We start from the raw sequence: 22,406 nt of genomic DNA on the forward strand, positions 1-22,406 counted from the left end.
TCATAGGTTAGTAAGAGGGAGCTACCCAAATCATGTTCAGGAAAAATCGGAGGATCATTATCTTTACCTGACAGCCTGCATTATCATATACTTTTCCTGTATTCGTTAGGTGTTACACCTTGTGTCTTTAGGAATAGAGAAATAAAATAGGACGTACTCTCATAGCCCACATTCTGTGCGATATCATGAATCTTGAGCGAGCCATCTGCCAGCAGTTCCCTGGCTTTATCCAGTCTGATACGTGTCAGATAATCGTGGATTGTCATCCCAGTTTTTTCCTTAAAAATGGATCTCAAATAGTTTGGTGACAAGTATACCTGATCAGACAGACTGTTGATGGTAATCGGCTGATTGTAATTCTGGTCGATGAGGGTGCGGACCTTGTGAATCAGTTTGGCATTTTTGTCCATAAACCGCTCACCCAGCATGCTCACGGCATCTTCCGCAGTACCGAGAATCAGATCCTCGATCTCATGCAGAGTCAGCGCATTATAGATGGAATGATACAGCTCTGCCCGCTTGGGAACAGGCTTATGAAGCTGCTCCAGCAGCTCATTAACGAGATCTATCGACCAGTCGCAGATGATTTTTTTCTTGACTCGCAGTGTTGCCAATCCCTCAATATATCCGTGCAGCTTCTGCGCGGCCCATTCAAAATCCAGGCGGTTAATGGCCTCAAACCATTCCTTCTGATCAAATGGGGGCATATGCTCCGTATAAAACTGATTCGAAAGCGTCTCCGCATGAATAATCGTACCTGTACCTTCATAGAAACGCTCGTTCAAAACGATACGCGTCTGTTCGTACAGACAATGAATATGGGATAACTCGGCTTCTTGTCCCCCTACAGCTGCCGTCACTGTAAAGTCCAGGGCATTACGGATAGCCTCAGATAAGTCTTCCCACGCGTAATGTCCCGGCTGCTGGGCCGCTTCCATAAATACACCGGTCTCCCCTTCCTTGTAATCCACAAAGGTCGCTTTCAGGTTCTTCGCCTTGAAGAAATGATCAAGAAAAGACACCAGTCGAGATGTGCAATCCTCCAGACTTTGCTGTTCCCCTTCGGCCTCCTTGGGATCGATACTGAACAAGGCCATTGCATATCGGGTGGTTTCCGGCTGACGAGTTAGACGGCTGAAACCAAACGCGAGATCGATAGCACGATCCGCATCTTTTTCGTAAGATAACTCCTTCAGAATATTGGCTTTGGCCGCCTCCAAGGAACGGTTTTTAATTACAACTTCCTCACAACGCTGTTTCACTTTGTTGATAACGCTTTCAATTTCATTTAGATCGAGCGGCTTTAGCATATATCCTACAGCCCCTACGTTAATAGCCGATTTTACATATTGAAATTCATCGTGTCCGGTCAGAAACATCACCTGGATCGAGTCAAAGCTCTCTTGTATCTTTCTCGCCAGATCAATACCGTTCATCATCGGCATCTGTACATCCGTAAGGACGATATCAGGCTGGGTGGCCTCGATTTTCTCCAAGGCCTCCCTGCCGTTGCTCGCTGTTCCCATAATATAGATACCCATCTCTTCCCAGCGGATATAATCCCTCATCATCTCAAGTTCCAGTTCTTCATCGTCCACCAAAAAAATACTATACATCAACGTCCCCTCCCTTTTGTCTCTTTCTGTCTCTATTATATGTTTTTCCCCCCGTGGGACCATGGTCCATATAAATGAAAGTTATTTTCAAGTATAGATCGTTATTTTACCAACTGCAGCTCGCTATTGAAATAGTAACTTTCACCTGCTTCTGCATGAAGGATCGTTCTCTGTTTGCCCCAACAAATCGTGAACGTTCCCGGTGAGAAAGTGTGAATGGTCGTAGATATCAGCTTTCCATTGTCCCAGACAGCGTCTACCTCCGCATTTCCTTTCGCTCTCAGCCCCGTTATCGAGCCTGTGCTCCAAGCCAGCGGGAGCGCTGGCAACAGATGAATCTCGCCTGCATAACTTTGCAGCAGCATCTCCGCAATGACAGCTGTACCGCCGAAATTTCCATCAACGACAAAGATATTGCTCTCTGCTCCGGCAATGCCCGATTTGGAATAGGTAAACAGATTATCAAAGCACAAGCCGCCAATCAAGTGTGAAAGCTGTTTATAGGCCATCTGCCCATCATGCAGCCTTGCAAAACCCAGGCCAAACAGGGCAGCTGTAAACTCGACATCCTCCAGCTCTTCCTGAAGCATGCGGTTCTCCAGCGTTACACGCGCTGCCGCACTGAGTTCCGGTGTCCGGTCTGGTGTAATCTGACTGTCTGGATACAAAGCGTACATATGGGATAAATGTCGATGCTCCGGCTGTACCTCCTCGTAATCCTCCAGCCATTCCTGAAGCTGGCCTTTCTTACCGATCTGTAGAGGTGGCAGCTTGCTGATGGCTTCCTCCAGCTCCCTTCCCCAATCCTCATCTCTGTCCAGAAGCCTTGCTGAAGTGAGGCAGAATTCAAAGAGCCGGCGCACCAGTATCTGGTCCATTGTCGTACCCATGGACAGTTGCTGGGCATCATCTCTCGAATGACCAGGATAGAAATGATTCTCCGGCGAATTGGAGGGACCCGTCACCAGCCAACCGTTCCGAGGATGCTCACACATGTAGTCCAGATAGAATTTCGCGGATTCTTTAAGTACAGGATAGGCCACATTCTCAAGGAAAACATGATCCTGACTGTACTCATAATGCTCAATCAGGTGTGTAGCCAGCCATAATCCGCCTGTAACATTCAGCCCCCAGGAAGTCTCCCACCCAGGCAGCGTAAAGCCCCATACATTGGAGAAGACGTGAGCGACCCATCCGTCGCATCCGTATAGATTACGTGCCGTTTCCCTGCCCGCTTGTGCCAGATCCTCAACATACCGAAGTAACGGAAAATGGCTCTCCCCCAGATTCGTAATCTCTGTGGGGTAATAATTCATCTCGGTATTCACATCAAGATGATAATCACAGCTCCAGCCCATTCGGCACGCTTCACCGTCATTCCAGATTCCCTGGAGATGCAGAGGCAGCGGAGAGTTCTCGCGAGAGCCCGCAATAGTCAGATACCGTCCATATTGAAGAAACAAGGCGAATAACTGTGGATCTTCATCCCCGCCACCCTGTTCCAACAAATGAATACGATGATCTGTAGTCAGATCGGATTTTCCTTTGGCCCCTAACTGAATATCTACCTTGTCATATTGCTCGCTGTAATCTTGAATATGATCCTCTCTCAGCAAGGCATACCCCTTGTTTAAAGCCTTCATCAGCGTATCCTCGTTCTCCGTTACCCAATCCTGATCTGTACGTCGATAATCTGTACTTACACTGAAATAAATCCATGCCTCATCCGCTTCGGTCACGGTCAATCGACCCTCTTCACTGGCGATGGTCCCCCCGGAAACAACCAACTTCACCAAGCCCTTGGCCCATACGCCGCAAGTCCCATCACTATGTACATTTTCCGTCGCCTGACCTTGGAATTCGAGCGTGTTGTCATTTAGGGCGACAACTTTGAATGATTCCGTGCTTCCCTCCAAACCAAGCGTGAAAGATATACTACCTGGCGTATCGCTCCAAATTCTGGAGGCCACTATATCATCGGTGTGGGAAGCAAACACTTCACGAAGAATCGTGGTATCTTCATCCTTCCAGAACGCCCCGGCAAGCGCCTGGGTCAGATCCAGTTCTCGTTGGAAGTTACCGCCCTCATCAGAACCCGAATTCTTCTTCTCAAATTCAATAACAACATCACATAATCCAAGATTAGTGCCGAAATTACGCTTCGTTGGCTGTAAATGCTGCTTGGCAAGACGATCTCCTCCAGCATAATCGCTAGCGAAGAAATAACCGCGCATCTCTTCCAGTGCAGCCTTGCCTCCTCCGGAAGGGTGCTCCGCGTCAATCCGACCTGACCAATAGGTGACCTCGCTCATTTTCCATACCTCACGATGCAATGACGCCATAACAACTGCCCCTATTCTTCCATTGCCCAGCGGCAAGCCTTGGGACCAATCCGCTGCAGGGGTTGAATACCACAAAGTAAAATCGTTCATATCATATCCTCCAGTCCAAAATGATTATCTTACAAATAGACTCATATGCGGTCCAGTTCATTCCCAAAACAGACAAACGCGCGATCTGTGAGATACAAAAGCGCGCGTTTGACTTGTTTTTATTCTAAAACCGAATCACTGCTCTGAATTGCCAATTCGCCCCAGCAGTTTCACTTCACAGTCAATCTGAAGATTTTGGATTCTGCGGGTTCCAGTGAGACTGTAAGCTCTCCAGACGTTTCCCCTTGGGAGCCTTCCCACAGGTCTTGTAAGCTGTATACGGCATTGGCGTTTAGTCCGGCCCGCTCCAGCGAGACAGACTTCACCGCAGCTTGGGCAGCATCAAAGTTGAAGACAGCCAGATAAAAGCTCTTCTCTTCCGGCGATTCAAGGACAAACACGTCAGAAGACAGCTTCCCAAGATCGCCTTCGACTGGACGGAAGGTTCTACCCATACGAGCGACATTCAGAATATCCTTGTTACCAAGCCACGCTCTTGCTCGTTCGGCAGCATCCTCTTTGCGGAAGTCGTCCCCGAGCAGAAGCACCGTACCGGCAATAACTGAAGCGGTCAGGCGGCTGCGCCCTTCATGCCAGCCGGTGGCTTCCTGGTTGAAGCTCTTGTACAACACGGAATGGTCAGGATCATTGTAGCGATACAGCGTATTGCTCATCCACCAGCCGTGTGTCAGCGAGTTCAGCAGATATTCCGTATCCGCAAGTGTACCGAAGACATCACAGGAAATACGGCGGCTGTGGGCAAAAGCATATGGAAATAATGGAGCGATGGACAAGTTAATGAAAAACGGCCGACCGATTACTTCTGGCGAAAGCTTGTGCTGTAAATAAGACATGCCATAGTGATAAGCCGCGATCCCTGTTGTAATATCCGGATTGTGGTGCTGTCCTTCCAGTGAGCCATGCGCCAAGAAATCCAGTTTGATATATTCGAAACCTTCCGAGATGAATTTGTCCGTGAACCAGTCGATCCTTTGCAGGTTGCCAGGATGTGTCGGGTCAATGGCCAGACCGCCGTCCACATCCGGCAGGATCTCACCCTCACTGTCACGTAGCAGAATGTCTCCATAGGTATATTTTCCGTTCGTTCCTTCGACTGCCTGACCGAGCTGATCAGGTCCACCCCAGAAGGCAAATGGAGTCCAGTACGTGCCCGCTCGATGTCCATTTTGCCGCACCCGCTCCAGTGCATTCTTCATTTCTTCCGGTGTAAAATTGTCCCAGAACGCATCAAAATTGATGTATAACGTATCCTCATTCTGGAATCCAAGCGGCTGCACTTCATTTTTCAGAAAATCGCTGGTCGCTGTATACAGATCATAGTCCAGATCACTCATGGCCGCAGACCAGCTGTTCCATCCGATCGGCACACCGCCCTCCCAAGGCAATTGAGCCTCAATCCAGGTATTGGCCTGACCGTAGGCTTCGAGACCTTCACGGTAATCCTCATAGAAACCGATGAATACGAGGGGAGATTCCACTCTTCTGCCTTTCACATAACCGTGAGGCTGGGAATCGCGAGTCAATTCACTCACAGCACCGCCGTACAGATCAATTGCCTCGATACGTCCACTTTGTTCGCTTTGCATACGAATCCCTGTTTTCCATACTTTATGCGTAAGGGAACCCATCACGATTCCCCGACGGCTGTCGGGCACAAACAAGGCTGTTGCCTCGTAGCTCTCTACATCCAGCGGTGGCTTGACCACCGTATATCTGACCCATTTATCGTTATCAAACGGTACACGCAAAATGCTCGGTTCATCCTGGCTGGATTCTCCACCGAGGGATACGGCTTTGGACTGGATGACAGCCATACGGTTCGCCTTAAGCTCTTCATCGCTGACAATAGCGGTTTGCACCAATACAAACGGTGAGGATTCGTACATATAGAAATGTTGCTCCAGTTGCGGCAGTATCGATGTTTTATGCAGAACGACCAAGTGGATACCTTTTCCAAAACCCTCCCGAACAATTGCTTCCTGTGTCGTCAGTTCATGGCTCTGATAATGGTCCGTGCTGTATTCACGTCCCTGCCAGCGAAAAGCGCTGCGAATGCCCTTCACATGGGATGAATTGCTGGCAATGCAGGCTGCTTCCCCGTTACCCAGATCAATCTCCAGGCTTAGGTGTCCGTTCGTCGCACGGATATAGGTGTCACTCTGTTGCTGCACTTGTACAGATGTATCGCTAGTTAGCATCATATGCCTCCTTATTGTTGCATGCTGTAACTTGAAGTGGGCATGCTCATGCGATGTGATGGCGGGTTACCACATGTCAAATGTCCGCCCACCCAAGTCTGCCCTCATTATAGGGACAGAATAGAGCGTTTTCCATGCAACGATCTTCCGATCCATATCGCGATTTAACACATCTTCATCCTACTGTTTTATAACCCCCATCAGACGTAATGTCGTACGTCTGTCCGGCAGATGTCAGGAAACTTACGGTATTCGCATCATTGCGTATAGTCTCAACCACGACGCCGTCCAAGGTTACGAGAATCCGGGAATTACACCGGAGCACACAGTCTGTGCCTTGCAGAGAAGTGATCTTTGCTTCCGCAAGCTGTCCCTTGTCCCACCGGATGTCTACTTCAAATCCACCGCGTGCACGAAGTCCTTCAACACTTCCCTGCTGCCATGCATCCGGCAATGCGGGAAGCAGCTCCAAATATGGACGATGTGATTGCAGAAGCATCTCGGCAATGCCCGCAGATGCTGCAAAGTTGCCATCAATCTGAAATGGCGGATGTGCACCGAGCAGATTGGCATAAACGCCGCCGTGGTTGTATTGCTCCGAACTTCCATCCTTGACCAACCGAAGCATGTTGGAGAGCAGACGCAAGGATCGATTGCCATCCCGGAAGCGGCTCCACAGAGCTACTCTCCAGCCCAGGCTCCAGCCTGTGCTCTCGTCTCCGCGACGTTCCAGTGAGGTCCTGGCAGCAGAAAACAGCTCTGGTGCCTCCTCTTCGGACAACTGTCTTCCTGGATACACGCCTACCAGATGCGAGGTATGCCGATGGTACGTATCCTCGTCCTCGAAGTCCTTCGACCACTCCTGCAATTGGCCGTATTTGCCGACCTGAAGTGGCAATAGCCGCTTGCGAGTATGCTTCAGCTCTTCCCTGAAATCCTGATCTATTCCGAGCAGCTCGGAGGACTCGATGCAGTTCGTGAACAACTCCCAGATCAGCGAGATGTCCATGGTAGAGCCCGGACTTACCGCAGCTACACCTTCCACTGTCCTGAATTTATGCTCCGGCGAAGTGGACGGCGAAGTCACAAGGCTGCCGCTGCCATCCTCAATGAGCCAGTCCAGCGCGAAGAGGGCTGCCTCCTTCATCACAGGATAGGCGGAATCTCGCAAATATGTTTCATCTCCGCTAAAGGCATAGTGCTCCCACAAATGCTGGGTCAGCCAGATGCCTCCCATCGGCCAGTACGCCCAGCTTGGATCGCCGTCTCCGTAATCGCCAACCGGTGCAGACTGTCCCCACAGATCCGTATTGTGATGGGCTGTCCAGCCGCGTGTGCCATAGTTGACCCGAGCTGTCTCGGCTCCGTTTTTCGCCAAATTGCCGATCATGTCCAACAACGGCTCGTGGCATTCTGCCAAATTGCATATTTCAGCTGGCCAATAGTTCATTTCGGTATTGATGTTCAGCGTGTAATTGCTGCTCCAAGGAGGACGGGTTAACGCATTCCATATCCCCTGGAGATTCGCGGCCTGCGTTCCAGGACGTGAGCTAGAGATGAGCAAATAGCGTCCATAATGAAAGAGCAGCTCCACAAGCCCTTGATCTTCTGCCCCAAAAGTCGTAATTCGCTGCTCAGTGGACATCTGCTCCGAAGCAGGCGATTGTCCAAGGTGAAGCTTGACCCGATCGAACAGCAATCGATAATCCGCAATATGGGAGTCACGCAGTCCGATGTATGATTTGGTTGCTGCCTTTTTCAGTATGGAGCCAGCAATCAGGGAGGCATCTTTCCCTTCAATTCCCGGAATTTTGTGAATCCCATTAAAGCTAGTAGCCGCACTGAAATAAAAGGTTGCCATCGTTGCACCCAACACATGAATTCCGCTGCCATCCACCGTTACCTGTCCATCCTCTGTCGTTACGGCTAACTGTCCTTCAAAAGTCATGCCCTTGTTATCGCCGGGTTCACCATATCGGATAGGATCATTGCTTGTCACATAGCTGGGGTCTACATGCTCCGGAGCTGTTCCTGCCAGAACAACTCTTTCTTCCTGCACTGAAATTGTGTGACGAAGCGGACTGTCCAGCGTGGCATGCACATTCAGCGCTCCCGCAACACTAGCGGTAAGATGCAGCACGAGCACTTGATCGGGATGAGAAGCAAACATTTCACGGGTATACCGCACATTGCCAACCTGATATTCAAGGCTGTGCAGTGCATGTTCCACATCCAGCGAACGTTTGTAGGAATGATAGATACCCCCATGGTCAAAACGGAGGAGCAAATCCCCAAAAGGAAGATACGATTGGGTGTACGGTCCCAGCATTCCTTTCGTTAAGGCATCCGCCTCCGTATAACGGCCCTCTTGTATCAGCTTGCGGACCTGAGGCAGAATATCCTTAGCGCCAGGGTTATTGCTTTCCTTTGGATATCCAGACCATAAGGTATCCTCGTTCAGGCTAACTTTCTCCAGCTCCACTCCGCCGAATATCATGCCACCCAGACGGCCGTTTCCGATGGGAAGCCCTTCTGTCCATACGTCTGCCGGTTTATCATATTGTAATTTCATGTTCTCTCTCCCTCCCAATCACTCATTCAAAAGTTAATCAGACACCTTTACTGCACTACTGATCGTATTGTCCGCTATGTCTACCTCACTGCAGGCGATTAAATGGATTACCTCTTCCATGCGGGGTAATTTCCCCATTTCGTGCATGGACAGAATTTCATTCGACTTGAAGGTTAGCCCGCCAGTGCATTTGGCGCTTAGAACCGGTATATCGCAGTCGGTTTCAAACTGATTGTTCCGAACAGTGACTTGTCGGTGAACTGGAGCGCTTGCATCCACGTCCACGTTCTCTGGGGAAATGAAGATCACAGGATGCTCCCCGCTGCCACACTCGACAAAACGGTTACCCGTAATAGTCACATCGTCCACCCGTCCAGACTCATACCAGGATTCAGCGTCTACGGCGATGAGAATGGCATTCATGTGAATCCGTTCAAAGGTATTGCCGACAATAGCGACTTTGCGCCGCGTCGTCACAAGGATGCCGCGCGTGGGCACCCGGGCAAAGTGATTATTTATAATGTCGACTTCAGGCGTCCACGTCACATTCTCGATCACATCATGCCTGCCAATGCCATCCGGCACCGGATGGACTAGCGTCAACAGCAGCTCACGCGGATTCAGCCTCACAACGTCAAGCACTTCATTAGCTCCATAGGTAGTAAGGGAACCGGAACGAACAAATTCAATTTTGTCTCCTGGGTAAAATCCTGGCAGTCCATATGTTTGAGGATGCATAAAGCGAACCTTCACGGAATTCTCGCCTGGCTGTTCTATGATTCGCAGGTAGGTGCCATGAACATTGACAGGATCATCATGCGAACCGGAAAAACGGCTCTCTTCTACCTTCACCTTGCCCCGGCAGCTGGACATATGGATAAAATCCGCAAAACCAGCAACGATCCTTCCCGTTTCCGGACGTGGAGACAGGTCCAGCCTACGGAAGGTGAGATTTTCGCTGAATTGACCTACAATACCAAGTCCATGCAGAAAATGCAGGCCGACATCAGTAAAAGTGACATCCGAACTTTGAGTAATAAATACACCTACCTGATCCCGAATGCCATCGCGGTTCTGCAAAACATGACCCGGAACCACCATCGGTTGATGATCGAAATGAAGACGTACCTTCATCGGTTCGAGCTCTTCGACAGACTTGGCCTTTTCCAACCAGTTGTCCATTCTCCAGGTCGTATTCCGCACCGGGTCAAAGGTCTGCATGGGGCCTTCTGTGAATCTCCAGCCCTCTCCGACCCAGGTCAGTCTACCATCCTGAATTTCATAGCAAGAATGGGGATGAACCTCGGTATCGAAGAAATCATTGCCACATCCAACAATCTTCATCTCGGTTACCGTTGGTCGGTCATAATCGGTATGTAGATTACGTATCAACACATGTGAACAGCCGTCTAACAGGAACATGGTCTGCTTGCCATGAAAAATAAACAGGGAGCCGTTGCCCTCTATTGTGAACTGATCCAGATCCTTCAGCAAAATACCAATAGTCCTCGTTATATCAGCGTTTTCTCCCTCACTGGCTGTATTCGAAATATAATAGGGCGCTCGAATCGCCTCTTTCGGGTAGAAATGATACGTACCTTTCGCACATTCCAGCACAACAGGACCAGCAATTTGGGCCGCAGCCTGAATCGCACGGGCCATGGCCGGCTGGGTATCCAGCCCCGAGTCTGGCTGGGTGCCGTAGTCGGTCAATCTAACAATGGTGGAATTCACAGTTGTGCCATGTTCAGTAGAATGAATAAGTATCCCGCCCTTCTTTTTTGTTTCTCCGTTATTAAAACTCGGATTCTCCTTAAATACAAGGAAATCAGGTGCCGGCTCTATCATAAGCACCTGATTTCGATTTGTATCTTGATTACTGGGTCACATCATAGGCCTTTTGCAAAATTTCCAAATAACGGTCAAGCTTCAGATTCTGCAGACCTTTAACATAAGCGTCCCAGTCCTTATTCAGATCCTTGTTACCTGTGATAAATTGCAATTCATTTTGCTCGATATAGTTTCTGATGTTGGTTTGCAGCAAGCTGGCTTCGTCAATTTCGTTTGGATCAATCCAGACGGACCAGATAGGGAACAGCTCTTTGGGTTCATGCCCTTCATACAACAGCGATGCGTCATATAATCTTCTCTCATAACCATTGGATGCATAAATATCTGTGCCCTGAACGAAAGTATCGCGATATTCTTTGGGCATATAGAAGTGAGCCATACCACTCCAACCTGCATTGCGCGGTGCTTCACCTTCAGCCATCGGAATTTGTTTTACTACAGGTTTAACGTCTTTCCCCAATGCCACATCGCCATCCACCGGATCAGTCCAGTCAATTCCCTTCATGCCGCTTGCACCGTTTGTTTGACCTTCTGAAGTGAACATGTAGTCAACCATTTTGATCAGGGCAATTTGCGCTTCTTCACTGGCCTTGTTCGTAATTACAAACTTCGCTCCCGGTGATACACCGCCCGCATCATGCGTCGCGTAGGACACACCCTGGGGTCCAGAAATCGGTGGCAGCGGGTTATAGTGCGCCGAGCGAGTATTGCCTTCATCAATGTTTACGAAGATCGCGGGATGCATGGCTGCACCAGCACCCAGAATTTCTGCATCGGCATTTTCACCGATTTTTTTGAAAGCTTCTGCGTTTTGTGTGAATGCACCAGGGTCAATCAGACCTGCATCAAAGAGGGACTTGATGTAAGTCAATCCTTCCTTCCATTCTGGTGTAATGGCCGCCGATTGAACTTTCCCATTTTCCATTTGCAGGTAGTTTCTGTCATCATCATAGACAAATGCGTTCATCAGGAACGGAATAATCCGTACGCCGAACTCCTCTATGGAACCACTCAGCGGCACCTCATCTGCTTTGCCGTTTCCGTTCGGGTCCTGTGTTTTGAATGCTTGCAGCACGTTTTTGAATTCTTCGGTAGTCTTTGGCATTTCCAGATTCAGCTTTTTGAGCCATTCGGTATTCATCCACATCTTGCTCGGGTAGGAGCAGTGGAAACATTCCGTATACGCAACCAGTCCATAGATATTGCCATCAGGTGCTGTGTTAAGCGTTTTCAAATTAGGGTTCTTCTCCATGGCCGCTTTGATGTTGGGCGCATACTGATCAATTAGATCATTCAAAGGAACGAGCACCCCCTGCTTGCCATACTTCAGAAGATCAGCCTGAGAGAACTGGTCTATATAGTGGGTAAGCAGATAGGCATCAGGATAGTCGCCGCTTGCCAGTGAGATTTGCCGCTTTTCCTTGGCCCCGTCCGAAGGATTAATCTCCCAATTGAATTTGATATTAAATTTGTCTTCCACAAATGCAGTGAATTTATTGGTCGGAATATCAATGCTAGAGTCCTGAACCGCGAACACGCTGATATTCACCTTGCCGCCCTCTTCTGAGCTCCCCGACTGTGCAGTGGATGAGCTGCCATTGGAACACCCGCTCATGACAACTGTGAATGCCATTACCAGCATCATTAGCGTTACCATACTTTTCTTCAAATCTGATCACTCCCTTTTGTAGTTTACCAGTTTGAAACGATGAACCCTTGCGTATGAACGCTCTATATCTTTTATTCTCCATACACCAAAACCAAAGATCAACCCTTAACGGAACCGACCAGCATCCCCTGTACAAAATGACGCTGTACAAATGGATAGATGACGAGTACAGGCAAAGTGGCGACCACAATTAACGAATATTTTAACAGTTCGGTAAGTTGCTGTCTTTCCACCATTTTCGCCACGTCCATGGCGCCCGAACCGTTGTTTTGAATGATGATACTTCGCAAGATGAGTTGCAGCGGGAACAGATCTGCCGATTTGAGATAGATTAAGGCATCAAAGTACGCATTCCACTGCCCCACAGCATACATGAGAACCAACACGGCGATGATCGGCTTCGATAATGGAAGTACAACGCTCCAAATGAACCGCATATCACTGCACCCATCAATTTCGCTGGCTTCCAGAAGCTCCCCGGGAATAGAGGATTGAAAGAACGAGCGGGCAATAATCACCTGCCATACCCAGATTGCGTTTGGAATCAGCAGCGCCCAACGGGTGTCAATCAGATGTAGCTGCTTTACCACCATATAGGTGGGGATCAGCCCGCCACTGAAAATCATGGTGAAGGTGATGATCATCATCAGGGTGTTCCTGCCGAAAAAGGTTTTACGCGACAATGGATAGGCGATCATGATGGTCAGCGCTACGCTGATCAGCGTACCCGCGACCGTATAGAAAATGGAGTTACCATAGCCGATTAGAATTTCAGGCGTGTTGAATAATGCCTTGTAGCCGTTGAAGGAAATATCTACGGGCCAGAGCCATACACGACCGGAAGTTACTGCTGCCGGGCTGCTGATGGAGCTGCTGACGATAAAGATCAGCGGATAAATGACCACCAGCGCCACGATACTGAGCAAAATATAGATAGTAACCAGGAACGTTTTGTCCGCAGCGGACTCTTTAATCTTTGTTTGAACGGTTGCAGCCATAGGTGAACTCCTTTCCTACCAAATGCTATTCTTAGTAACTCTCTTTGCCAAACCATTAACCGTAACCAGTAAGACCAGATTGATCAGTGAGTTGAACAGCCCCACCGCAGTCGCAAAGCTATAGTTGGCATTCAATAAACCGACGCGATATACATAGGTTGCAATGATTTCAGAATTGGCCAGATTGAGCGGATTCTGTAGCAGATAGACTTTCTCGAAACCAATTGCCATCACATTCCCGACATTCAGAATCAGAATGATGACAATGGTTGGCACAAGCCCTGGCAGATCCACGTGACGGATTTTTTGAAAACGCGAGGCTCCATCCACTTTGGCCGCTTCGTACAATGTGGGATCAATTCCCGCAAGTGCTGCCAAATATATAACCGCACTATAGCCCGCAGTCTGCCAAATGTCGGACCAGACATAGATCGAACGGAACATGCCAGGCTCACCTAGAAAATTCACGGAATCCAGTCCAAAGAAATTCATGGCGATGTTTACAAAACCAAGCCGCGGTGCCAGAAACAGCATAATCATGGACACCATTACGACCGTTGAGATGAAATAGGGAGCAAAGGATACAAGCTGGACGAACTTCTTGAACTTGGCTCCGCGTACCTCGTTAATCATGAGTGCGAGCACAATCGGAATTGGAAATCCGGCCAGCACTAAATAACCGCTCAGCAAAATGGTGTTCTTTACAAGGGTCCAGAATAATGGGTTCTCAAAGAACAGACGAAAGTTTTGAAAACCAACCCAATCACTTCCCCATATTCCCTTGATGACGTTATAGTCCTTAAAGGCAAGAACCGCATTGATCATCGGATAATACTTGAAGATGAGAAAAAATAGCAAGGGCGGAATCACCAGCAGATGTAACTGCCAGTGCTTCATCATTCTTTTGCGGGCATTGGTCAGAAAACCAGGTCCCTTTGGCTGTGTTGATGTCTTGTGATTCAATACGATTTCCTTCTCCAGAACAATCCCCCCTTACCAGCTGTCTGTGATGCGCTATTTTTGGTAGCGCTTTCTTAGATCTGATCATAGTCGATTTTGACGTCCCATAAACAGGTACACCTCCGCCGTTTAACGTACAGTTATCCCGCTTTTGGGGGCACAAATCCGCAGCACGACAGCCATTTTTCCATTATGGAGGCATATTCGCAAAAAAAAAGACCGCATTGTCCGGAACACGGACAACACAGCCTTAGGGTCCTGAATTTATTTAATCATCAACCGATTGTCTAAATACGCTGGGCGAAATGCCGTTCAATCGCTTGAAGGCCCTTCTAAATGAGTGAGAACTATTGTAACCTACCCGTGACGCAATCTCGTCCACCGTATAATTGCTCTCTTTTAACAAAATTACGGCCTGATCCATTCGGACTTTGATAAGATGGTCAGAGAAATTGACACCCGTAAACTCTTTGAATAATTGAGAAATGTATTTCTCGGGCCGCTCCACATGCTCTGCAACCCGATACAGAGTCAGCTCTGTATCGGAATACATTTTCGCAGTATATTCCTTGATCTGTTTAATGATTTGAATATGGGCATCCTTCTTTTTGTTCGCAATAACGGAGCACAGTTCTTCCATGATTTCATAAAACTCAGCCTTTATCGTTTCGAGCGGCTCCGAGGAACCAATATCAATAACCCGTCGTTTCACATTCTCGATGGAGGTGTATTCCGTAAACGCCTTTTGATCCAGCAGCTTGAGAAAAGTCCCCTTCATTTCTCCAACAAGTTGATGCTTCATTTCCATGGACAGTTCACGCTGCTCCATGTTCTGCTCAACTATTGCTTCGACAATCCGTTTGGCCTCTTCAAGTTCTCCTGCACGGATCGTGCCAATCAGTCGCTGCTCCGAATCCAGTGGATAATAATAAGTTGTGTTTTCGGTTTGGGTTTCGTTGTTCCACATCATGCCTTTTTTGTTCATGTAGACTGCATATTCCAGCGCTTGATTGGCCTGATCAAAGGAAAGACTGACCTCTGTCAACGATGTAAATAGATTGCCGAATCCAGACTGGATGGTGATCCTGTATTCATTGAACACATACTGTGCCAGATTCTCCATGGTATGCGTGATATCTTCCTTTTCACGATCCATTTGGGGGTCGGTTTCCTTGGAAAAGAACAGGATGACCACTTTATCCGAGCCCATATCCGTCATCAGGACATCTACGCCCAGTTCAGCCAATGCCTGCTTCAACAGTAGGCGGGAGGCATTCAGTTCATTCAGGATCTCAACGCTATCCATACTGGCATACCCCTTAATCTGAACAATTCCGGCATACCCCGTGCCTGGATACAAATTAATATCTGCCTGTTCGGCGGCGGAAAGAATCTCATCCCGTGATTTGAATTCACCGGAGATCAACCGCTTCAGAAAGGCATCTCTGACCAGTGGGAGCTGGCGATTCAATTCGGATTCGAGCAGCTTGTTCTTGGTCAGCATATCCGCAATATTTCCACTCAAAAAATCAAATTCATTTTTGGGAGCCGATTCATCTTTCCCAAACTGCTCTTTCATTACACTTAACAGTCGATTGATTGGCATACTGTTGCGATAGGCCAGCACGAGTCCAACCATCAGTCCGATGAGCAGTGTGCCGCCGGTAATCAGTAGCGTCATCCCCTTGATCCTGTTTGCATTCTCCATCAGGACATGACGGGGAATGCCTGCCTGGTATACCCATCCGTTCTTATCGGATCTTGTAGTGATTACGAGATCATCCCCATAGAACTGGCTGACTCTACTTGGGTCAAAATGAGAGTCGGAAGCCATTTTCACCATCTCGGGCTCGGAGCTCCCCTGCAGCGCAATGGTATTGCCCTCCCTATCGCTGATATGAACCCAGCCACCGTATCGGTCATTCAGGCTGGACAACAGATTGAGAATCATCTTCTCGTCAATGATTACAACGGCAACAGCCGGTGAAGAATCATTAAAGCTGTCCAGAGGCAATGACTGCATATATGTGATTACCGAGGTCTGCTTTCCCCTGCTGACATAGGAACTGAGCGGTTTAATTTCACTCCGGTGGGTCTTCCCCAACACGTCCTTCATCCATTCTTCCAACGAAAGATCGTTATAACGGAAATCCGTGTAATAGTGATTCGGTCTGTACGAAGAGCCCGGGGTCAAAATTAGATTGTAATTCGCAAGATAAATATAATAATTTTGCAGAAAATCGTTGGTCTGTCCAAAGGTCAACACATTCTCCATCGTTCTCCAGATCCCATATACGTTGGTTTCGTTGTCCCTTTCATTCATGAGAACGTTCAATTCCTGATTGACCGCAAGCTGCCGGGTGAAACCCTCCACTTCCGCCATGCGGCCCTCCAGTATTTCCTGGCTTTTCTGAAGTTGGGTAACACTATTCTCAATGGAAATGGACTGTGTTACGGAGATGGAAGTCAGATAAGACATATAACCGCCAATGCTGGGTATAACCAAAATGATCACGTATGAAATTAAAAATTTACGAAAAAGATTGGAATATTTAATGGGTAACCCTCCTCCCCCTCCTTGAGGTATTGGTAGCGTTATCAAAGATAATAACATTTTGCTGCTTAGTCAATTGTTTTATCTCATTTCTCCATCGTGTTTCATTCGGGAATGAATAAAAGGCAACGATAAAAGTAGATTATCATTGCTTTTTTTAACATTTCCGAAGCTCTTTGGTTTGAGATGATGCGTGACTTCAATAGCGCATTTTCCGGTACGACAAGCCTGCCCTCCCAAAACTTCTTATCATTCAGAAAAAAGGGGCCATGATGGCCCCCAATCCTTGTTTCACTTCATTTCTTCTTTGCTTCTTCGTCCTCTGTCCGGGGGGTTACAACCTGATCGGCCGATGCTGCTTCAATATCGCCAAGAGCCCAGTGTGTGGAAGGAACATCTTTCCACTGCGGCTGCGAAATGTTCGTGAGTGGTGCTCTGCCTATAGCTCGATTGATGGCAACAACTGCTTCCGCTCTTGTCAGTACGGCATTTGGTCGGAAAGTTCCATCACTATAGCCTTTCAGGATGCCTGCACTTTGCGCTTTCAAAATGGCTTCCTTGGCCCAGTGACTGCTGATATCAGAGAATCCACTGCCTGGAGTTCCGGCATCCGGACCAAGAAGGGCAACAAGACTGGCCAGCTCCGCGCGAGTTATGGACTGATTTGGCTTAAACGTACCATCCTTGTAACCATTCATCAGCCCCAGTTTGCTTACCTTGGCAATGGCGTCAGCTCCCCAATATTCAGACTTAACATCACTGAATGAAATAGCAGGTCCTGTGGCTTCTTTCTCAGATACCATTGCCAGTATGGTTGCCATCTCTGCACGGGTGAGCTTGTTATCCGGCTTGAACAAACCACCCGGATATCCTTGAATATAGGCCTTATACTGAATATCCTGACCATTGCCAGTACTTGGTCCCGCCTCTGGTGTGCCAGATTCCGGAGTTGGTGATGGCACAGAAGTATCTGAAGGCTGGACGACTGGAGTCGATGGTCCGCCTGGATTGGATGGTGCACCCGGATTGGATGGCCCACCTGGATTCGACGGATTTGTTGGTTCTCCATTTCCGGTAGGGACAGCAAATTTCAGTTGGTCGGCCAGCATGAGATCACCGGATTTCTTAACAACTTTGAGTGTATGCTGGCCTTTTGTCAGACCCGAAATGCTGTAAATCTCCTGCATCATTTGCCGACTTGGACTATATACGTTCACAGTTTGCTTCAGTTGTCCGTCGACATAAATATCCACTTCTCCCTGCTCGGGTCCAGTAGGTGTAATCAAGCTTATTCCGGTCCCTTTGAAGGTGTATTCGAAGAAATCTCCATTCGCCGTCGTAGAATGTACGTCATTGAGATAATCACCGCCGAAGGAAAAACTGAGATTCAACGTTCCCACGGGCTGGGCAGCTAGATATGTTTTGCTCAGTGTAACGTGCTCTCCATTCAATGTGTAATCAGTGCCCCGAATCAATTCATTAGAGCCGTTGGTAACACCCTTGAAGCTTTCCACCTGTTTCAGCAGCGTTACATCAATATCAGCCTGAGCGGAAGCTAATTTGTCAAAGCTCGCATTCACCGGATTAATCATATTCGGAAGCTCAACCTTGAGCATATCAAGTAGCATGAACCTACCCGACTTCTTGACGGCCTTCAGTGTGTGCTGTCCATCCGGAAGGCCCGAGATGCTGTACAGGTTCTGCTGTGCCAATCGTCCGTTGCGATACGCACTGACCGTTTCCTTGAACTGACCGTCCACATAGATATCCATATCCCCCTGTGACTGGTCTACCTCCGTGAACAACTGGATCCCTGTACCTCGGAAGGTATACTCAAAGGAATCACCGTTTGTCTCGGTATATTGTACATCATCCTTATAGTCACCCATGCCTCTCCCCGTGCTGCGGGACCAAGAGCCATTGTATTTAATGGCTGGATCGTCATTATTGATGAGTGCATAACGAATGCCCGTTGTATCACTGACTTTAACTACAAGAGTCTGCGGATCACCAGCGCTGAAAGTGACGCTTAAGTCTTTCGTTCCTACAGGCAATTGGGTGAGATATTCTTTCTTGATGTTCAACTTATCATCGACCACCGTGTAGTTGTCTTCACTGAGCATTGCTCCGTCATTTTCAATGCCAGTTAATGTGTTTCCGTTCAATGACAGTGTAACAGCAATGTCCTTCTGTTGTTCAGTTGCCTTGTCAAAGTCGGCAAAAGCCGGACTAATGGTGCTGTTCTGTACTCCTGTGGCAATTTCCGTTGTTACTCTAAGCGCATCCAGCAGCATATATCGGCCCGATCCTTTGACTACCTTCAAGGTATGCAAACCGTTATCCAATCCGGCCGCACTATACAGCACCTGTTGGGCCTCTCGCTCACCACTCGTATTAGAGCTAACCGTTTCAGGCGTTCCATTATCGAGTGTGACTATCATTTCTCCCAGCCCTTGATCTTTCTCCGTCAGCAGGTCAATGCCTGTTCCAGTAAAGGTATATTCAAAAGAATCACCGTCTGTTTCCGTAAAATGTACATCATCTTTGTAATCCCCAAAACCTCTGCCGGTGTTTGGACTCCATGAACCCGTATATTGAATATGGTTGTCATCATCATTAATGTAAACCACATCGGTCACGGCAGCAGCATCCATGGCAGCAGCATTTGCTGCAATTTCATTTTCTGCATTCGCGGCACGTTCAGATCCAGCGTCTAGGTCAGATCCTTGCTGCGTATTTATATTCGCTGGACTAGTGTTCGAAGAATCCGAAATAGCGATGCTCAGATCCTGTTTGCCATCGATTTGCTCCTTGCCTCCGTTACGCTTCCAATCCCCACTATAGTGCATGCCTGTATCATCATCATTAACGGCTGATGTGCCGCTCAGTGCGGTTACCTTAAGCATTCGGGAGGCATGGGGTTCCAGCACGCCGCCACTGAATTCCGTATTAAAAGTTCCCAATTCGGAATGACTCCAAAGGTCACGAACTGAAGCTGGACCTTCCAGTCCAAGATCACTCCATTTCACTTTTACTTCGGCACTCCGATTGCCCAGATTGAACAGAGCTACGCTGTACGTACCATCTCCGTTATTGGCATACCAAACCTGCTGCTTGGTATCTATGGATACCGGATGGCCTGGACGTCCGGCCTGATTGACCGCAATGACTTCATCATTAGTAAGTAATTGAAGTCCATAGCTGTCCAATCGTGTCAAGTCATTTCCGGTATAGAGGGGCGCTGAAGAGATGGACCAGAACGTCATGGCAGTCTGGCGCTCGTCCTTGGTCAGACCATCCATAGAGCCATTCCCGATATTCAGGGAGTCGAAATCATTCCAACCCCCTGGCCCTGCATCACGCCACCAGATGGCCGCTATGGGGAATAAGCGTGAAATACTCGACCATTCAGTCAACCCCTTACTGCTATCGTAGGCTTCAATATCCCAATCAATCCGCCAGCCATTTGCATACTTTTTCCAGACGTCCACGTAGTTGTGGTCAAGCGCCCAGGAAAGCTCAAACCAGATGTTATTTCTATCCAGTGCTTTGGACCATGCCTCCACATCACCGCGTGCATCCCGGCTCAGGTTATTGATGCCTGACCCTGGAGTCACACTGTCGAATTTGACAAAGTTGATGCCCCACTCACCAAGAAGATCCACGATGGAGTCAATGTACTTCTGTGAGCAAGGGTTCGAAAAATCAATTTTGTAAGTGTATGAATCCCAAGCATCCATTACAACGAGCGGCTTTACCGCAATATCCTGCATACGACATGCTCCACCCGTCCCATAAACCTCAAGATTTTTATTATAAGCAGTAATTGATAACCCCGGAATCAGATAGATCCCGATCTTCTGTCCGTTATTATGAACATAATCAATAACCTCCTGAAATCCGTTCGGATAAAGAACAGAACTCGGGATCGGACGGCCGTATTCATCCTCGTCACCGTTCCAGCCAGCATCAATATTAATGTATTCATATCCATGAGCTTGCAGCTTCTCACGCATGGCGTCCGATTGCTTCTTAATGCTCTCGGCCGATGTCCAGTTACCCGCCCCGTCATATACCTGCATGCTGTAACTGCTCCAGCCCATATACGGCTTCTGGGCCAGACTTTTATCTGCTGCTTGTGCCACATTGCCTGTCGTTCCGATCATTCCGAACTGCACTGCTGCAATCATGAATACCATAAAACACATTGCCATCCTTTTTCCGATTCGTTTCAAATTATCCCTACCCCCTCTGAATTTGGTCGTTCAAATCCTTGTTGATAGCGCTTCCATACGAGAAGAGAATAGTGGATGAGGGATCCCTGGAATAGGTACAATTCGGTATTTTACGTACAATTAACCTGAAATACAGGGGCAAATCGTCGCATAACGAACCTTTTTCCATTACTGGATAAATAAACAAACAATCAGGACGAGCAACGACTAAAATCGGTAAGCAAATAAAAAAGGCTCCTGAAGGCATCAATGCCATTCTAGGAACCTTTTTCGTGATACATTATGATGCGGTCGAGAGGACTCGAACCTCCACGGGGGTTAGCCCACACGGACCTGAACCGTGCGCGTCTGCCAATTCCGCCACGACCGCGTATGTCGTATCTCCGAGAAATTATATCGCGGCGACAAGAAATAATATATCATGTGCAGGTAATTAGTGTCAACAAAAAAATATAATTTCCCACTTCAATGTATGTAATATAACCAATACATTGTCCAATTTCTCTCCCGTTGAAACAGTAGTTACTTTTTTGTCATCGATTAGAATCCAACATTCGAGTTTTTTCAACATAAAAAGTCAGAATTCCGTTAACATTGAGGTGCTAAGAAAACATTAAAACAGGTTTGACATTTTCGCATTTATGCAATATAGTTTCAAAAGGTTACAAAAACTTAATTATTCATTTGCCGAGTTTCATGTTTGAAAACGGGGGAACCATTTTGGGTGAATTATTCTTATACATAGGAAATATAGGGAACCTTCTACCGAACCCTTAGCTAACTCCGTAGGCATCGAAGGGAGAACACAAATTTTGAAAAAGCTTATCATCTCCATTTTTGGAGCAGCAGTACTATTTACATCCGGGGCAACAAGCACTGAGGCAAGCAGTATTAACACCGTGGTAAACAACATGACAGGCATACCTTACAAATGGGGTGGCACTACGCTCGCCGGGTTTGATTGCTCGGGATTTATGAGATATATTTTCAACAAATACAGCATTGAATTGCCACGCACTTCGCAGCAGCAAGCCAAGGCTGGCACGCCGGTATCCAAAGCTAATCTGCGTACAGGTGACCTGGTGTTCTTTAATACGATGGGTAATGGCATTTCACATACAGGTGTATATATCGGTGGCGGACAGTTCGCTCACGCTTCAAGTAGCAAGGGTGTAAGCATCACTCAATTATCCAATCCTTACTTTAATGATCGTTACGTAACAGCTCGCCGGGTAACAGGACAGTTTATGTATAACAAAATGCTGGGCAAAATATAAGAACACGAAAAGGCTTCGGTTAT

The 22,406-nt window shown here is 47.8% G+C and carries 11 protein-coding genes, 1 tRNA gene and 1 riboswitch; of the genes, 1 reads left to right on the forward strand and 11 read right to left on the reverse strand.

Going from position 1 to position 22,406, the window contains the following annotated elements; all coding sequences use genetic code 11:
- Window positions 1-83 precede the first annotated feature (83 nt).
- The 11 genes from QP794_RS00440 to QP794_RS00490 form a co-directional block, all read right to left on the reverse strand.
- Window positions 84-1,616: a response regulator gene (locus QP794_RS00440; protein ID WP_285074474.1), complete on the reverse strand. Its 1,533-nt coding sequence runs from the start codon at window positions 1,614-1,616 to the stop codon at window positions 84-86.
- Window positions 1,617-1,717: 101 nt separating this feature from the next.
- Window positions 1,718-4,048, reverse strand: a complete 2,331-nt coding sequence (locus QP794_RS00445; protein ID WP_285074475.1) for a glycoside hydrolase family 95 protein — start codon at window positions 4,046-4,048, stop codon at window positions 1,718-1,720.
- 170 nt (window positions 4,049-4,218) lie between these two features.
- Window positions 4,219-6,270 carry an alpha-galactosidase gene (locus QP794_RS00450; protein WP_285074476.1) on the reverse strand — a complete coding sequence of 684 codons (2,052 nt, stop codon included), beginning with the start codon at window positions 6,268-6,270 and terminating at the stop codon, window positions 4,219-4,221.
- Window positions 6,271-6,442: 172 nt separating this feature from the next.
- On the reverse strand, window positions 6,443-8,839 hold the full coding sequence (locus QP794_RS00455) for a glycoside hydrolase family 95 protein (protein ID WP_285074477.1): 2,397 nt from the start codon (window positions 8,837-8,839) through the stop codon (window positions 6,443-6,445).
- A gap of 33 nt (window positions 8,840-8,872) precedes the next feature.
- The gene (locus QP794_RS00460; RefSeq protein ID WP_285074478.1) at window positions 8,873-10,687 is read right to left on the reverse strand and encodes an alpha-1,3-galactosidase-related protein; all 1,815 of its coding nucleotides are present in this window, start codon (window positions 10,685-10,687) and stop codon (window positions 8,873-8,875) included.
- 28 nt (window positions 10,688-10,715) lie between these two features.
- Entirely contained in the window at window positions 10,716-12,359 is a 1,644-nt protein-coding gene (locus QP794_RS00465; protein ID WP_285074479.1) for an extracellular solute-binding protein, read from the reverse strand.
- A 98-nt stretch (window positions 12,360-12,457) separates the two neighbouring features.
- Window positions 12,458-13,357: a carbohydrate ABC transporter permease gene (locus QP794_RS00470; RefSeq protein ID WP_024629273.1), complete on the reverse strand. Its 900-nt coding sequence runs from the start codon at window positions 13,355-13,357 to the stop codon at window positions 12,458-12,460.
- A gap of 15 nt (window positions 13,358-13,372) precedes the next feature.
- Window positions 13,373-14,227, reverse strand: a complete 855-nt coding sequence (locus tag QP794_RS00475; protein ID WP_024629272.1) for an ABC transporter permease — start codon at window positions 14,225-14,227, stop codon at window positions 13,373-13,375.
- A 358-nt stretch (window positions 14,228-14,585) separates the two neighbouring features.
- Window positions 14,586-16,832 (reverse strand): helix-turn-helix domain-containing protein, encoded by a 2,247-nt coding sequence (locus QP794_RS00480; protein WP_285074480.1) that lies wholly within the window; start codon window positions 16,830-16,832, stop codon window positions 14,586-14,588.
- Between the two features lie 335 nt (window positions 16,833-17,167).
- On the reverse strand, window positions 17,168-21,061 hold the full coding sequence (locus tag QP794_RS00485) for an S-layer homology domain-containing protein (RefSeq protein WP_285074481.1): 3,894 nt from the start codon (window positions 21,059-21,061) through the stop codon (window positions 17,168-17,170).
- A 331-nt stretch (window positions 21,062-21,392) separates the two neighbouring features.
- A tRNA-Leu gene (locus QP794_RS00490) sits at window positions 21,393-21,476 on the reverse strand.
- Window positions 21,477-21,781: 305 nt separating this feature from the next.
- Window positions 21,782-21,913: riboswitch (cyclic di-AMP (ydaO/yuaA leader) on the forward strand.
- A gap of 5 nt (window positions 21,914-21,918) precedes the next feature.
- Between QP794_RS00490 and QP794_RS00495 the strand changes: the two genes are divergently transcribed.
- The gene (locus QP794_RS00495) at window positions 21,919-22,383 is read left to right on the forward strand and encodes a C40 family peptidase (protein WP_024629269.1); all 465 of its coding nucleotides are present in this window, start codon (window positions 21,919-21,921) and stop codon (window positions 22,381-22,383) included.
- The last annotated feature ends 23 nt before the right edge of the window (window positions 22,384-22,406 follow it).

Source organism: Paenibacillus sp. UMB7766-LJ446, assembly GCF_030226665.1.
Classification (GTDB): Bacteria; Bacillota; Bacilli; order Paenibacillales; family Paenibacillaceae; genus Paenibacillus; species Paenibacillus vandeheii.